The 14,589-nt window shown below is 71.4% G+C and carries 13 protein-coding genes; 7 read left to right on the top strand and 6 right to left on the bottom strand.

Features of this window, described 5'->3' with window-relative positions:
* Positions 1-35 precede the first annotated feature (35 nt).
* Positions 36-2,225, top strand: a complete 2,190-nt coding sequence (locus ACSYGO_RS24675; RefSeq protein WP_426677003.1) for a SpoIIE family protein phosphatase — start codon at positions 36-38, stop codon at positions 2,223-2,225.
* 19 nt (positions 2,226-2,244) lie between these two features.
* Here ACSYGO_RS24675 and ACSYGO_RS24670 read toward each other — a convergent pair whose 3' ends face one another.
* The 3 genes from ACSYGO_RS24670 to ACSYGO_RS24660 form a co-directional block, all read right to left on the bottom strand.
* On the bottom strand, positions 2,245-3,300 hold the full coding sequence (locus ACSYGO_RS24670) for an AI-2E family transporter (protein ID WP_426677004.1): 1,056 nt from the start codon (positions 3,298-3,300) through the stop codon (positions 2,245-2,247).
* 167 nt (positions 3,301-3,467) lie between these two features.
* Positions 3,468-4,436, bottom strand: coding sequence for a pirin family protein (locus ACSYGO_RS24665; RefSeq protein ID WP_345640026.1), 969 nt, complete (start codon positions 4,434-4,436; stop codon positions 3,468-3,470).
* 134 nt (positions 4,437-4,570) lie between these two features.
* Positions 4,571-5,062 carry an SseB family protein gene (locus tag ACSYGO_RS24660; RefSeq protein WP_028799312.1) on the bottom strand — a complete coding sequence of 164 codons (492 nt, stop codon included), beginning with the start codon at positions 5,060-5,062 and terminating at the stop codon, positions 4,571-4,573.
* 142 nt (positions 5,063-5,204) lie between these two features.
* Here ACSYGO_RS24660 and ACSYGO_RS24655 point away from each other — a divergent pair, with 142 nt between their 5' ends.
* From ACSYGO_RS24655 to ACSYGO_RS24645, 3 genes are all read left to right on the top strand, one after another.
* Positions 5,205-7,031 carry an acyl-CoA dehydrogenase gene (locus ACSYGO_RS24655; RefSeq protein ID WP_426677005.1) on the top strand — a complete coding sequence of 609 codons (1,827 nt, stop codon included), beginning with the start codon at positions 5,205-5,207 and terminating at the stop codon, positions 7,029-7,031.
* Positions 7,032-7,165: 134 nt separating this feature from the next.
* The gene (locus ACSYGO_RS24650; protein WP_426677006.1) at positions 7,166-8,461 is read left to right on the top strand and encodes a M18 family aminopeptidase; all 1,296 of its coding nucleotides are present in this window, start codon (positions 7,166-7,168) and stop codon (positions 8,459-8,461) included.
* A 126-nt stretch (positions 8,462-8,587) separates the two neighbouring features.
* Positions 8,588-8,833: a DUF6458 family protein gene (locus tag ACSYGO_RS24645; protein ID WP_426677007.1), complete on the top strand. Its 246-nt coding sequence runs from the start codon at positions 8,588-8,590 to the stop codon at positions 8,831-8,833.
* A gap of 54 nt (positions 8,834-8,887) precedes the next feature.
* Here ACSYGO_RS24645 and ACSYGO_RS24640 read toward each other — a convergent pair whose 3' ends face one another.
* Both ACSYGO_RS24640 and ACSYGO_RS24635 read right to left on the bottom strand, forming a co-directional pair.
* Positions 8,888-10,717, bottom strand: coding sequence for a thioredoxin-like domain-containing protein (locus ACSYGO_RS24640; protein WP_460387661.1), 1,830 nt, complete (start codon positions 10,715-10,717; stop codon positions 8,888-8,890).
* A 29-nt stretch (positions 10,718-10,746) separates the two neighbouring features.
* On the bottom strand, positions 10,747-11,139 hold the full coding sequence (locus ACSYGO_RS24635) for a cupin domain-containing protein (RefSeq protein WP_426677009.1): 393 nt from the start codon (positions 11,137-11,139) through the stop codon (positions 10,747-10,749).
* 51 nt (positions 11,140-11,190) lie between these two features.
* On the opposite strand from ACSYGO_RS24635, the gene ACSYGO_RS24630 reads away from it, so the two are divergent.
* Together ACSYGO_RS24630 and ACSYGO_RS24625 are read left to right on the top strand one after the other, a co-directional pair.
* Positions 11,191-12,240, top strand: coding sequence for a GlxA family transcriptional regulator (locus ACSYGO_RS24630; protein WP_460387659.1), 1,050 nt, complete (start codon positions 11,191-11,193; stop codon positions 12,238-12,240).
* Entirely contained in the window at positions 12,237-12,731 is a 495-nt protein-coding gene (locus ACSYGO_RS24625) for an LURP-one-related/scramblase family protein (protein WP_432172889.1), read from the top strand. The genes ACSYGO_RS24630 and ACSYGO_RS24625 overlap by 4 nt, the downstream gene beginning before the upstream one ends.
* Before the next feature lie 33 nt (positions 12,732-12,764).
* On the opposite strand, the gene ACSYGO_RS24620 is transcribed toward ACSYGO_RS24625, so the two are convergent.
* Positions 12,765-13,565 (bottom strand): carbon-nitrogen family hydrolase, encoded by an 801-nt coding sequence (locus tag ACSYGO_RS24620; RefSeq protein ID WP_460387656.1) that lies wholly within the window; start codon positions 13,563-13,565, stop codon positions 12,765-12,767.
* Positions 13,566-13,719: 154 nt separating this feature from the next.
* Here ACSYGO_RS24620 and ACSYGO_RS24615 point away from each other — a divergent pair, with 154 nt between their 5' ends.
* Complete coding sequence (locus tag ACSYGO_RS24615; protein ID WP_432186267.1) at positions 13,720-14,544, top strand: maleylpyruvate isomerase family mycothiol-dependent enzyme; 825 nt, start codon at positions 13,720-13,722, stop codon at positions 14,542-14,544.
* Positions 14,545-14,589: the final 45 nt, after the last annotated feature.

The following is a 14,589-nucleotide window of genomic DNA, read 5'->3' as shown; positions in this document are numbered from 1 at the left end:
GGCAGGCAGCGATCACCTCTTCTTACAGTGGGGCCATGCGCACTGGTGAGCCCCTGCCCGGCGTGGGGGAAGTCCTCGCCGCCCTCGCGACCGGCCTGTGGCGCTGGGACAGCGCCGCCGGTCTGGTCACCTTCGACGCAGAGGCCGCCCGGCTGATCGGCCTGCCCGCGGAGCCGGCGACACTCACCGAGGCGGGCGCGCGCTCCCATTTCCACCCCGTCGACTGGAACGAGATCGACGGGGTCGTCCAGCTCGCCGTCGCCGAGGGCACCCTGGCCGAGGCCCGGATGCGGATCATGGACGGGCACGGCCGGGTGCTCCGCACCGTCCGCAGCCGCTCCAAGCCGATCGTGGACCCGCAGACCGGCGAGTTCGAGCTCATCGGCACCCTCCAGGAGGTCTCCGAGCAGCCGCCGGGCGCCGCCGCGCGCACCCCGGTCACCGGCGACTGGCGCCGCTCGCGGGAGGCGTTCCTGCTGGACGCGGGCCGCGCGCTGGCCGAGGCCCGGTCGACGGCCGAGGTGCTGCGGGTCGCGGCCGGCCTGTCCATGCCCGGGTTCTCCCCCGACGGGCTGGCCGTCTTCGGCGCCGAGGGCGACCGGCTGACCGTCATCGGCCACCACGGACACCAGCCGGGGGCCGAGAGCCCCTTCTCGCGCATGGCGCTGGCCACCGACTACCCGGCCGCGGAGGTCGTCCGTACGGGCCGTGCCGTCTACCTGTCCTCGCCCGACGACTACCGGGACCGCTATCCGGTCTCCTGGCCGCTCGCCAAGCACTTCGGACGGCACTCCTGGGCGTTTTTGCCGCTGACCGTCGCGGGCCGCACCATGGGGGCGTGGATGGCGGCCTTCACGTACCCCGTCAGCTTCACGCCCGACGAGCGTTCGGTCCTCACGACCGTCGCCCGCATGCTCGCGCAGGCCCTCTCGCGCGCCGGGGCCGCCGAGACCGAGCGGGCACTCACCGACGGCCTGCAACGCTCGATGATGCCCACGCTGGGCCCCCGGATACCGGGCATGACCATCGCCGCGCGCTACGTCCCCACCGGCGGCGGCCTCCAGGTCGGCGGCGACTGGTACGACATGATCCCGCTGCCCGGGGGGAGCGCCCGCACGAAGTCCGGCGGAGGCCGCTTCGCGCTGGTCATCGGCGACGTCCAGGGCCACGACGTCCGCGCGGCGGGCCTGATGGGCCAGCTGCGCATCGCGCTGCGCGCGTACGCCGCCGAGGGCCACCGCCCCGACGCGGTGCTCTCCCGGGCCTCACGCTTCCTGTACGGGGTCACCGACTCGGTGACCTACGGGTCGAGCGGCGGCGCGGACGACGGGGATCCCGACGACACCCGCTTCGCGACCTGCCTCTACGTCGAGGTCGACCCGGCGACCGGGACGCTCGACATCGCCCGCGCCGGGCACCCGGACCCCGCGATACGCATGGCCGACGGAACGGTGCTGATGCGGCCGACCGCGGGCGGGCTGCCGCTGGGCGTCGACCCGGACGCCGACTACCCCACGACCCGGCTCGTCCTGGAACCGGGCGAGACCATGCTGATCTGCACCGACGGGCTCATCGAGACCGGCGGTCACGACCTCGACACCGGCTGGCGCCGTATCCGCCGGGCCCTGGAGGCCCACGACGGCGACATGGAGTCCCTGGCCGACGCGCTCGTCCAGGTCGTGCACGGGCCCTCCTCGCACCACACCACCGGGCCGCTCGCCGACCGGCGGGAGGACGACATCGCCGTCGTGCTGCTGTGCCGGCAGGCACCGGGCTGCGGCTGCGGCGACACCGTGACGCTCGCACCGCCGCCGGTGCGCCGCACGATGCTGACCGTGGCGCAGGCCGAGCCCGAGGCGATCGCGGGGGCCCGCCAGCAGCTGCGGGAGCTGCTCCACGACTGGGCCTCCGAGGATCAGTTCGACGGGGCGGTCCTGCTCGTCTCGGAACTGATCACGAACGTCCTGGTGCACACCGACACCGACGCGCTGATCGTCGCCGAGGTGACGGGCGGCCCGGACGGACGGCGTCTGCGGGTGGAGGTCTCCGACGCGAGCGACGACCTGCCGCACCGGCGCCACCCCGGGGAGCTGGCGTCCTCGGGGCGGGGGCTGGTGTTCGTGGAGCTCCTCGCGGACGCCTGGGGCGTGGATCCCAGGGGCGAGGGGAAGAGCATCTGGTTCGAGTTCCACGAGGCCGGCGCACGGGTCGCCGAGGACGGCTGAGGCCCGGGCGCGGCGCGGCTCAGGGCACCTCGGGGGCCTCGGACGTCTCGGACCCGTAGCGCGTGCGGAGTTCGTGCAGTACCCCGAAGCCGGCCGCCGTCAGGGGCACGGCGAGCAGCATGCCGAGGATTCCCGCGACGGACGCGCCCGCCGTGATCGCCAGCATCACCACCGCGGGATGCATCTGCACGGTGCGGCTCTGGATCATCGGCTGGAGCACGTGCCCCTCCAGGACCTGCACGGCGAGGACGACGCCGAGGGCCCACAGCGCGATGACGAACCCCCGGTCGGCGAGCGCGACCAGCACCGCCACCGCTCCGGAGATGAACGCGCCGAGGTAGGGGATGTACGCCCCCACCAGCACGAGCGCGCCGAGTCCCACCGCGCCCGGCACCCGCAGGATCAGCAGTCCGACGGTGATGCACACGGCGTCGATGAGCGCGATGAGAGTGGTCCCGCGCATGAACCCCTCGACGGCCTGGAAGGCACGGCGGGCCATGGCCTCGACGACGTCGGCGGTGCCCCGCGGCGCGAGCGACCTGAGCGTTCCGGCCACCCGGTGCGAGTCCCGCAGGAAGAAGAAGACGAGCAGCAGGGCGAGGACGGCCACGGCGATGGTCTCGCCGACGACACTGACTCCGCTGATGACGTTGGACGCGGCCGTGCCGCCGAACTTGGTCAGCAGTTCCTTGGAGTTGGACGCGAGGTCCTCCAGCGAGGTCCCGGCCGCGCCGAAGTGCTCGGCGAGGGACTTCCCGGCCTGCTTCAGCGAGGCGACGATCTGGTCGCCCGTGTCGATGAGCGCCGCGACGACGATGTAGACGGCGCCGCCGACGATCAGAACCACCGCGACACAGGTGAGTCCGGCGGCCAGCGACCGGTTGACCCGCATCCGCAGCAGCCGCCGGTACAGCGGGCCGAGCAGCGCGGTGCCCAGCAGGGCGAGCAGCACCGGGGTGACCGCCGTACGGAACTCCCCGCACAGCAGGATCCCGACCCACCCGACGCCGGCGACGAGCAGGATCACGGCACACCAGGCGGCCAGCCTCCTGGCGCCTTCGGGGAGTAGCTGCACGGTGCCAGCCGATCACGCACCGGCCACGGCGTCGCCCCGGGACGTCCGAAAGGGGGAGGGCGGCAAGGGCTCGTCGCCCTTGCCGCCCTCGCGTCGCCCGCCGCCGCTCCCGCCGTCCCGGAGCACGTCCCGGACATCCCGCCGGGAGCGCGCCCGGACGTCGCGGCCTACAGCGTGCCGGACATCCCGTGCACCGCCGGGATGGTGCCCAGGCGGCCCTTCTGGAAGTCCTCGAAGGCCTGCTGGAGCTCCTCGCGGGTGTTCATCACGAACGGGCCGTAGTGCGCCATGGGCTCACGGATCGGCTGCCCGCCGAGGAGGACGACCTCCAGGTCCGGCGTGTGGGCGTCCTGCTTCTCGTCGGCGCGCACGGTCAGCGAGCCGCCGGCGCCGAACACCGCGGTCTGGCCCATGTGGACCGGGCGGCGCTCCGTGCCGACCGAGCCCCGTCCGGCGAGGACGTAGGCGAGACCGTTGAAGTCCTCGCGCCACGGGAGCGTGATCTCCGCGCCGGGCGCCAGGGTCGCGTGGACCATGGTGATCGGCGTGTGCGTGATGCCCGGACCCTGGTGACCGTCGAGCTCACCGGCGATGACGCGCAGCAGCGCGCCGCCGTCGGGGGTGCTCAGCAGCTGGACCGTGCCACCGCGGATGTCCTGGTAGCGCGGCGCCATCATCTTGTCCTTGGCCGGGAGGTTCACCCACAGCTGGAGGCCGTGGAAGAGGCCGCCGGACATGACGAGGGACTCCGGCGGGGCCTCGATGTGCAGGAGGCCCGAGCCGGCGGTCATCCACTGGGTGTCGCCGTTGGTGATGGTGCCGCCGCCACCGTTGGAGTCCTGGTGGTCGAAGATCCCGTCGATGATGTAGGTCACGGTCTCGAAGCCGCGGTGGGGGTGCCAGGGGGTGCCCTTGGGCTCGCCCGGCGCGTACTCCACCTCGCCCATCTGGTCCATCATGATGAACGGGTCGAGGTGGCGGTAGTTGATCCCGGCGAACGCGCGGCGAACCGGGAAGCCCTCACCCTCGAAGCCACTGGGCGCGGTCGTCACGGCCAGCACGGGACGGGACACGGCGTCGGCCGGCGCGGCCACACGGGGCAGGGTCAGCGGGTTCTCGACGGTCACTGCAGGCATGGTCGGTACCTCCTTGTGGTCCGAGGTTAGTTGATTGTTGAACTTTCTGCCACCCCTAACGAACGACGCCCGGAGGGCATTCCCTCCGGGCGTCCGCGTGGCGGCTCCTCGCGGAGCCGGTCCTGCCGTCGTGCCTATCCATACATCCGGCGCATCGCGAAATCGACCATCTGCTCGACGGCCTTGGCGTCGAAGACCATGCGGTGCTCACCCTCCATGTCGAGCACGAAGCCGTAGCCGGTGGGGAGGAGGTCGATCACCTCGGCGCCGGTGATCACGAAGTACTTGGACTCCTTGCCGGCATAGCGGCGCAGTTCCTTGAGGGAGGTGAACATGGGGATGACCGGCTGCTGGGTGTTGTGCAGCGCCAGGAATCCGGGGTTGTCGCCGCGCGGGCAGTACACCTTCGACGTCGCGAAGACCTGCTGGAAGTCCTCCGCGGCCATCGAGCCCGTGGTGAAGGCACGGACGGCGTCCGCGAGCGACGGCGGGGACGGCTCCGGGTAGAGCGGCGGCTGCTGGCCGTACCCGCCGGGCATCTGGCCGCCCGGCATCTGGCCGGGGATGTTCCCCTGGGGCTGGGCATACCCCTGCTGGGCTCCCGCGTTCTGGTCATAGCCGTACATGCGTCAAAGAGTAGTGGGCCACATATGGACCATCAGGGGTTGATTCTTATTACTGACGGGTAGCATCATCGTAGCTACTTGTTGGTACGTGAACTAGCTGCGAGGAGTCAGTGCCTCGCCGATCCCTTACGGAGCCGTCGCCATGGGGCACTACAAGTCGAATCTCCGCGACATCGAGTTCAACCTCTTCGAGGTGCTCGGGCGCGACAAGCTGTACGGCACCGGCCCGTTCGGGGAGATGGACACCGACACCGCCAAGAGCATCCTCGAGGAGCTGACCCGCCTCTCGGAGAACGAGCTGGCCGAGTCCTTCGCCGACGCCGACCGCAACCCGCCGGTCTTCGACCCGGAGACCAACACCGCGCCGGTGCCCGCGTCCTTCAAGAAGAGCTACAAGGCCTTCATGGACTCCGAGTACTGGCGTCTGGGCCTGCCCGAGGAGATCGGCGGCACCACCGCCCCGCCGTCCCTCATCTGGGCCTACGCGGAGCTGATCCTCGGCGCCAACCCGGCCGTGTGGATGTACTCCTCCGGCCCGGCCTTCGCCCGCATCCTCTTCGAGGAGGGCACCGAGGAGCAGAAGAAGTGGGCCCAGATCGCGGTCGACAAGACCTGGGGCTCCACGATGGTGCTCACCGAGCCCGACGCCGGTTCGGACGTCGGCGCCGGCCGCACCAAGGCGATCCAGCAGGAGGACGGCTCCTGGCACATCGAGGGCGTGAAGCGCTTCATCACGTCCGGTGAGCACGACATGGAGGAGAACATCCTCCACTACGTCCTCGCCCGCCCCGAGGGCGCCGGCCCCGGCACCAAGGGCCTGTCCCTCTTCCTCGTCCCGAAGTACCTCTTCGACTTCGAGACCGGCGAGCTGGGCGAGCGCAACGGCGCGTACGCGACGAACGTCGAGCACAAGATGGGCCTCAAGGCCTCCAACACGTGCGAGATGACCTTCGGCGACCGCCACCCCGCCAAGGGCTGGCTGATCGGCGAGAAGCACGACGGCATCCGCCAGATGTTCCGCATCATCGAGTTCGCCCGCATGATGGTCGGCACGAAGGCGATCTCCACCCTCTCCACCGGCTACCTGAACGCCCTGGAGTACGCCAAGGAGCGCGTCCAGGGCCAGGACCTCGCCAACTTCATGGACAAGGCCGCCCCCAAGGTCACCATCACGCACCACCCGGACGTGCGCCGCTCGCTGATGACGCAGAAGGCGTACGCGGAGGGCATGCGCGCCCTGGTGCTGCACACGGCGGCCGTCCAGGACGAGATCATGCTCAAGGAGACCGCGGGCGAGGACACCGCCGCCCTGGAGGCCATGAACGACCTGCTCCTGCCGATCGTCAAGGGCTACGGCTCCGAGAAGGGCTACGAGCAGCTCGCCCAGTCGCTGCAGACCTTCGGCGGCTCCGGCTTCCTGCAGGAGTACCCGATCGAGCAGTACATCCGCGACGCCAAGATCGACACCCTGTACGAGGGCACGACCGCGATCCAGGGCCAGGACTTCTTCTTCCGCAAGATCGTCCGCAACCAGGGCGCCGCGCTGAACTCGCTCGCCGAGGACATCAAGTCCTTCCTCGCGCTCGGCACCGGCGGCGAGAACCTCTCCGCCGCCCGTGAGCAGCTCGCCAAGGCGGCCGTCGAGCTGGAGGCCATCGTCGGCCTGATGCTGACCGACCTCGCGGCCACCGAGCAAGACGTCAAGAACATCTACAAGGTGGGCCTGAACACCTCCCGCCTGCTGCTCGCCTCCGGCGACGTCATCGTCGGCTACCTGCTGCTGCGCGGTGCCGCCGTCGCCGCCGAGAAGCTGGAGACCGCCTCCGCCAAGGACAAGCCCTTCTACACCGGCAAGATCGCGGCCGCGAAGTTCTTCGCCGCCAACGTCCTGCCCGGCGTCACCGGCGCGCGCAAGCTCGCCGAGGGCGTGGACCTGGACCTGATGGAGCTCGACGAGGCCGCGTTCTAGAGCCCGCGCGGAGCTGGGCGGACGCCCAACCAGAACCTGTCCTTCCGGTCAGGTGTCCGCCCTTCACATCCCCCTTACGAAGGCCCGTTCCCCATCGCCGGGAGCGGGCCGTCGTGCGTCGTTAAGGTGAACCCATGAGTACCCCCGCCCGCTTCGACCGCGGCCACACCGACGACCTCATGTCCTTCCTGGCAGCCAGCCCGACGCCGTACCACGCGGTGGCGAACGCAGCCGAGCGTCTGGAGAAGGCCGGATTCCGCCAGGTCGCCGAGACCGACGCGTGGGACGGGACGAGCGGCGGGAAGTACGTACTGCGCGGAGGCGCCATCGTCGCCTGGTACGTGCCGGAGGGCGCCCAGCCCCACACCCCCTTCCGGATCGTGGGCGCACACACCGACTCCCCGAACCTGCGCGTGAAGCCGCAGCCCGACACCGGCGCGCACGGCTGGCGCCAGGTGGCCGTGGAGATCTACGGCGGCCCCCTGCTGAACTCCTGGCTGGACCGGGACCTCGGCCTCGCGGGCCGGCTCTCGCTGCGGGACGGCTCCACCCGCCTGGTGAACATCGACCGCCCCCTGCTCCGCGTACCCCAGCTCGCCATCCACCTGGACCGCTCGGTCAGCGCCGACGGACTCAAGCTCGACAAGCAGCGCCACATGCAGCCCGTCTGGGGACTCGGCGAACCCCGCGAGGGCGACCTGATCGCCTTCCTGGAGGAGGAGTCCGGACTGCCGGCGGGCGAGGTCACCGGCTGGGACCTGATGACCCACTCCGTCGAACGCCCCGACTACCTGGGCCGGGACAGAGAACTGCTGGCGGGTCCGCGCATGGACAACCTGCTGTCCGTGCACGCGGGCACCGCCGCCCTGGCCGCGGTCGCCACGGCCGACTCGCGGCTCGGGTACATCCCCGTCCTCGCGGCCTTCGACCACGAGGAGAACGGCTCACAGAGCGACACCGGCGCCGACGGCCCGCTCCTGGGCAACGTGCTGGAACGCTCGGTGTTCTCGCGCGGCGGCTCCCTGGAGGACCGGGCACGCGCCTTCGCGGGCACCGTCTGTCTGTCCTCCGACACGGGCCACGCGGTCCACCCCAACTACGCCGAGCGGCACGACCCGACGCACCACCCCCGCGCCAACGGCGGCCCCATCCTCAAGGTCAACGTCAACAACCGCTACGCCACCGACGGTTCGGGCCGCGCCGTGTTCGCCGCCGCCTGCGAGAAGGCCGGCGTGCGCTTCCAGACCTTCGTCTCCAACAACGCCATGCCCTGCGGCACCACCATCGGCCCCATCACCGCCGCACGGCACGGCATCAGGACCGTCGACATCGGCGTGGCCATCCTGTCCATGCACAGCGCCCGCGAACTCTGCGGCGCCGACGACCCGTTCCTCCTGGCCAACGCCCTGGTGGCCTTCCTGGAGGGGTAGTTCACCCACCCCTGCCGCCGCGACGGGCGATCGCCTCCGCATGGCCGGGCCCGAGCCGGGTACCCGGGTCGGGCCCGGGAAGACACCGTGTCTGCTCCGGGATGCCGAGCCAAGGAGGCGACACTCATGGGCCTGGGCGGATGCATCATCCTGATCGCCGCAGGAGCGATCCTCACGTTCGCGACCGACTGGAACATGGAGGGGGTCAACCTCGACCTCGTCGGCGTCATATTCATGATCGTCGGACTGATCGGGGTGGCGACCTTCAGCAGCATCGCCCGGCGCAGGCGCGTCGTGGTGCCGCCCACCACCCCGGTCGTGGAGGAGGAGCGCCACCACCCGGGCGGCTACAGCAACGGATACGGCGCCTGAGCACCCACACGGCCGGACGCCCCGGGCCGGCAGCGGCCGGCCCGGGTCCGCCCCTCACTCGTCCATGCCGGCGAGAACCAGCGGCAGCCGGTCCGTACCCGACGCGGTGAGCCGGACCGGCACACCCCAGTCCTGCTGGTGCACATGGCAGGCCGGGTACTCGTTGGCCGGGTCGTCGTCGCACGACGCCGCCATCGCCGACACGTGCAGAACACCCTCCGTCACGGCCGGATCGAGCTCCAGCACCCGCGAGAGATCGGTCCCCGCGCCCTCGCCGCCCCGCAGCAGCCCGGGCGGCGTCGACGAGACCAGCAGACGGGTCGACGGACCGTAGCGGGTGTCGAGCTTCTGACCGGCCGGAGCCTGGAAGATCACATCCAGGCGCAGCTCACCCGGCGCGACCTCCGTGGCCGCCCGCTGAGTGCGGTGGGCGACCGCCTCGACCCGCACGGCCTCCTCGGGCAGCCGCAGCCGCGTCAGCCGGTGGCGCGCCGACTCCACGACCACGATGTCGTCCCCGACGAGCACCGCGTCGCTCGGCTCCCGCACGTCCGTGGCGAGCGTGGTCACCTCGCCCGTCGCCGGGTCGTAGCGGCGCAGCGCGTGGTTGTACGTGTCGCTGACGGCGACCGAACCGTCGGGCAGCGCCGTCACCCCCAACGGGTGCTGCAGCAGCGCCTGCCCGGCCGGACCGTCACGGTGCCCGAAGTCGAAGAGCCCGGTCCCCACCGCCGTGTGCACCGTCCCGTCGAGGTCGACCCAGCGCAGCGCCGACGTCTCGGAGTCCGCCAGCCAGAGCCGGTCGGCGGTGGCGGCGAGCCCGGACGGCTGCGCGAACCAGGCCTCCTCGGCCGGCCCGTCGACCAGCCCCTCGTTCGTCGTGCCCGCGGCGACGCCGACCGTGCCCCGCGCGGGGTCGTACGCCCACAGCTGGTGGACCCCGGCCATCGCGATCCACACCCGTCCGCCGAACACGGCCACGTCCCACGGCGACGACAGGTCCACCTCACGCGCGGGCCCGGACGTCGGCGACCCCTGCCACCACTGGCGGCCGGTGCCCGCGAGCGTCGTGACCTCGCCGGTGGCCAGGTCCAGGCGGCGCAGGGCGTGGTTCACGGTGTCCGCGACGACGACCGTGCCGTCGTCGAGCAGAGCGAGACCCTGAGGCTCGCTGAACCCGGCCTCGTCGGCCGGGCCGTCCACGAAGCCGCGCGCACCCGAGCCGATCCGCCGGATCACCGACTCGCCGTCCTCCGCCAGCTCCACGAGCTGGTGCCGGGTGGTATCGCTGACCAGGAGGTTCCCGTTCGGCAGGGCGAGCGCCTTGCCGGGGAAGCGCAGCACGGTCGGCTCGGGCTCGGGCGCCACGTACGGCCCGTCACCGCGCCGCAGGGTCCCCTTGGCCTCGTGCTCGGCCTCCAGCTCCTCCACCAGCCGGGCGATGGCGTGCGCGTGCCCCTCCCCGGCGTGCTGGGCGACCACGTACCCCTCGGGGTCGATCACGACGAGCGTCGGCCACGCGCGCACGGCGTACTGCTTCCAGGTGGCGAGCTCGGGATCGTCCAGCACCGGGTGCTCGACCCCGTACCGCTCGACGGCGTCGACGACCGCCTGGTGCTCGGCCTCGTGCACGAACTTGGGCGAGTGCACTCCGATGATCACCACGGTGTCGCGGTGCTTCTCCTCCAGCTCCCGCAACTCGTCCAGGACGTGCAGGCAGTTAATACAGCAGAAGGTCCAAAAATCGAGAATTACGACGCGTCCTCGCAGGTCGGCGAGGGTGTACGGGGTGCCGCCCGTGTTCAGCCAGCCGCCCTTGCCGTTCAGCTCGGGGGCGCGGACGCGGACGCGGCGGGTGGTGGGGGCCGGGGCGGAGTCGTTCATGGATCAAGGGTGCCACCACGCGCCGGCACTCAGCTCAGCGCGTGTCCCGTGGTCGCGTCCACGTGGTCCGGGACGTCGTCGTGGCGGTCGCCGACGGTGAGGGTGCCGGTGGGCTCGAACATCAGGATCGAGGCGCCGTGCGGGGCGACCGGCTTGTGCTCCGTGCCGCGCGGCACGGTGAAGACGGAGCCCTTGGGCAGGACGACGGTCCGTTCGCCGGCCGCCTCCCGGAGCGCGATGGTCAGCTCGCCCTCCAGGACCAGGAAGAACTCGTCGGTGTGGTCGTGGACGTGCCAGACGTGCTCGCCCTCGACCTTGGCGACGCGTACGTCGTAGTCGTTGACGGCGGTGACGATGCGCGGGCTCCACAGTTCGGTGAAGGAGGCCAGGGCGCCGGACAGGGAGACGGGGTCGCTGCTCATGGACTCATCCTCGGCCTGGCCCGGCCTCCGGACGAGTGCTAGAAATCGCATATGGCGCAACGATCCTCTCAGTCCGGTCCGGCGGGAGGCGCACCGCTCGCCGCCCGGGCCCCGTCCCCCGCCGCGCGGGGCGTGCACCGTGTCGTCCTCGTCGTCGACGAGAACTCCAACCCCTTCGAGATGAGCTGCGCGATCGAGGTGTTCGGGCTCCGCCGGCCGGAACTGGGGCGGGAGCTCTACGACTTCGGGCTCTGCGCCGCCGGGGAGCGGACCCGGATGCGGGACGGGTTCTTCACGCTCACCGGTGTGGACGGGCTGGAGGCGGCCGACGGGGCGGACACGCTGATCGTGCCGAACCGTCCGGACACCGGCACGCCGCGCTCCCCCGAGGTCCTGGACGCCGTTCGCCGGGCGCACGAGCGGGGGGCCAGGCTGATCGGGTTCTGCTCCGGTGCGTTCACCCTCGCGGAGGCCGGGCTGCTGGACGGGCGGCGGGCGGCCTGCCACTGGATGTGGGCGGATGCCTTCCGGGCGCGGTTCCCGCGGGTCCGTCTGGAGCCGGACGTCCTGTTCGTGGACGACGGGGACATTCTCACCGCGTCGGGGAGCGCGTCCGCGCTGGATCTCGGGCTGCATGTCGTGCGACGCGACCACGGCGCGGAGATCGCCAACGCCGTCTCGCGGCGGCTGGTCTTCGCCGCGCACCGTGACGGCGGGCAGCGCCAGTTCGTGGAGCGGCCGCTGCCGGAGGTGCCCGACGAGTCCCTGGCCCCGCTGCTGGCCTGGGCGCAGGAGCGGCTCGGTGAGCCGCTGACGGTCGCGGATCTGGCCGTGCGGGCGGCGGTGAGTCCGGCGACGCTGCACCGGCGTTTCCGTGCCGAGCTCGGCACCACCCCGCTGGCGTGGCTGACGGGTGAGCGGGTGGCGCTCGCCTGCCGGCTCATCGAGCGGGGGGAGGAGCGCCTGGACGTGGTGGCGGACCGCAGCGGTCTGGGGTCCGCCGCGAACCTGCGGGCGCGGCTGCGGCGGGCGACGGGACTCAGCCCGTCGGCCTACCGGCGGCGTTTCGGACCGCCTGCCGGGGAAGCGGTGAGGGCATGAGATTCCTCGTACGCGACCGGCTCCTCGGCTTCGGCGACGACTACTGGATCGAGGACGACCGCGGCAACAAGGTCTTCCTCGTCGACGGCAAGGCCATGCGTCTGCGGGACACCTTCGAGTTGAAGGACACGCGCGGGCGCGTCCTGATCGACATCCACCAGAAGATGCTCGCCCTGCGCGACACGATGATCATCGAGCGGGACGGCGATCCGCTGGCGACCATCAAGCGCAAGCGTCTGTCCCTGCTCCGCAACCACTACCGGGTGTCGCTGGTCGACGGCACCGAACTCGACGTGAGCGGCAAGATCCTCGACCGTGAGTTCGCCATCGACTACGACGACGAACTCCTCGCTCAGATCTCCCGTCGCCGGCTCCACGTCCGTGAGACGTACGGGGTCGACGTCGTACGGGACGACGCCGACCCGGCGCTGCTGATCGCGGTGGCGGTGTGCGTGATCCACCTGGCGGAGAAGGAGCGTGGCGAGGACTGAGGAGGGGCGCGGGGGCCGGGCGGTCCGGTCCCGTCAGGCCTGTCGCCGGGGTGTGTCCAGCCCCAGCAGGCGGTCCTTCAGCGCGGGGAACTGCTCGCGCGTGTCGGCGACCTTGGCGGGGTCGAAGTCCACGGTGAGGACTTCCTCGCCGGCTCCGGCCTCGGCGAGGACCTCTCCCCACGGGTCGACCACGAGGGAGTGGCCGGCCTGGGCGACTCCGGCGTGCGTGCCGGCCGTTCCGCAGGCGAGGACGTAGGCCTGGTTCTCGACGGCGCGTGCCTGGGCGAGCAGTGTCCAGTGGGAGCGGCGCCGTTCGGGCCAGCCGGCCGAGAGCACGAGGGTCTCCGCGCCGGCGTCGACGAGTCCGCGGAAGAGTTCGGGGAAGCGGAGGTCGTAGCAGGTGGCGATGCCGACCACGGTCTCGGGCAGACGGACCGTCACCAGTTCCGATCCCGCGCCCATCAGCACGGCCTCGCCCTTGTCGAAGCCGAAGCGGTGGATCTTCCGGTACGAGGCGGCGAGTTCACCGGAGGGGGAGAAGACGAGGGACGTGTTGTAGAGGGGGCCTTCGGGGGCCCGCTCGGGGATGGAGCCGGCGTGCAGCCAGACACCCGCGTCGCTCGCCGCCTTGGCCATCACCTCGTAGGTGGGTCCCTCCAGCGGTTCGGCCTCGGTCCGGAACCCCTCGTAGGCGAACGCGCCGGTCGTCCACAGCTCGGGCAGCACGACGAGGTCGGCTCCGGCTTGTTCTCGTACGAGAGACGCGACACGCTGCCGACGCGATTCGACCGATTCGGCGTCGTTTACGTCGATCTGGAGGAGAGAGGCGCGCACACTACCACCGTCCTGGCATTCGAGCCGTCGATACGGGCCTACGATCGTCACACGAAAGCACTGCCGGGGTGCCTCACAGCAGCGTAACTTAGCGTCCCAAGACACCCGCTGCCTGTGCACTGCCCGCGTCCAACCGCCCGAGGGGTCCCGTTCCGTGAGTCTGCATCCCAGCCTTCAGTCCTACGCCGACGCCTGGACCCACTCGATCGAAGCGATATCAGAGCTGGTGCAGCCGCTCGTGGAGGGCGAGTGGAACCGGCGAACGCCCTGCCCGGGCTGGTCCGTGCGCGACATCGTGTCGCACGTCATCGGGCTGGACTGCGAGATGCTCGGCGACCCGCGGCCGATCCACACGCTCCCCCGCGACCTGTACCACGTGACGAACGAGTACCAGCGGTACATGGAGATGCAGGTCGACGTGCGGCGCCACCACACCGCGCCGGAGATGACGTCCGAGCTGGAGTACACGATCATCCGCCGCAACCGGCAGCTGCGGAACGAGACCAGGCAGCCCGACAGCAAGGTGCGCGGCCCCCTCGGCACCGAGATCACCCTCGAACAGGCCATGCGGAACCGCGCGTTCGACGTGTGGGTGCACGAGCAGGATCTGCGTACGGCGCTGGGCCGGCCGGGCAATCTCGACTCCCCGGGCGCGGCCGTCGTCCGTGACCAGCTCCTCGCGGCGCTGCCGAAGACCGTCGCGAAGGACGCCGGTGCTCCCGCGAACTCCGCGGTGGTCTTCGACGTCCACGGCCCCGTCGAGTTCCTGCGCACGGTCCGCGTCGACGCCGACGGCCGCGGCACGATAGACGGTGCCCCTTCCCTCGGCCCCGCCGCCTCGCTCTCCCTGGACTGGGAGACGTTCGTCCGGCTGGCCTGCGGCCGTGTGCACCCCGACGCCGTCGCCGACCGCATCAAGACCGAGGGCGACCCGGATCTGTCGGCGGCCATCCTGCGGAACTTCGCGGTCACCCCGTAGGCGGCTCCGCCCGTCCGGCCGGGGGTTGTCCCCGGCCGGGGCAGG

It is taken from the genome of Streptomyces krungchingensis (genome assembly GCF_054729265.1).
This window is presented reverse-complemented; position numbering and strand designations above follow the sequence as displayed.

What these genes read in the sequence shown, in the direction of transcription:
- ACSYGO_RS24655 (WP_426677005.1), top strand. Translation starts at nt 5,205, where the DNA reads ATGGGGCACTACAAGTCGAATCTCCGCGACATCGAGTTCAACCTCTTC.
- ACSYGO_RS24645 (WP_426677007.1), top strand. Translation starts at nt 8,588, where the DNA reads ATGGGCCTGGGCGGATGCATCATCCTGATCGCCGCAGGAGCGATCCTC.
- ACSYGO_RS24635 (WP_426677009.1), bottom strand. Translation starts at nt 11,139, where the DNA reads ATGAGCAGCGACCCCGTCTCCCTGTCCGGCGCCCTGGCCTCCTTCACC.
- ACSYGO_RS24665 (WP_345640026.1), bottom strand. Translation starts at nt 4,436, where the DNA reads ATGCCTGCAGTGACCGTCGAGAACCCGCTGACCCTGCCCCGTGTGGCC.
- ACSYGO_RS24630 (WP_460387659.1), top strand. Translation starts at nt 11,191, where the DNA reads ATGGCGCAACGATCCTCTCAGTCCGGTCCGGCGGGAGGCGCACCGCTC.
- ACSYGO_RS24675 (WP_426677003.1), top strand. Translation starts at nt 36, where the DNA reads ATGCGCACTGGTGAGCCCCTGCCCGGCGTGGGGGAAGTCCTCGCCGCC.
- ACSYGO_RS24640 (WP_460387661.1), bottom strand. Translation starts at nt 10,717, where the DNA reads ATGAACGACTCCGCCCCGGCCCCCACCACCCGCCGCGTCCGCGTCCGC.
- ACSYGO_RS24660 (WP_028799312.1), bottom strand. Translation starts at nt 5,062, where the DNA reads ATGTACGGCTATGACCAGAACGCGGGAGCCCAGCAGGGGTATGCCCAG.
- ACSYGO_RS24650 (WP_426677006.1), top strand. Translation starts at nt 7,166, where the DNA reads ATGAGTACCCCCGCCCGCTTCGACCGCGGCCACACCGACGACCTCATG.
- ACSYGO_RS24625 (WP_432172889.1), top strand. Translation starts at nt 12,237, where the DNA reads ATGAGATTCCTCGTACGCGACCGGCTCCTCGGCTTCGGCGACGACTAC.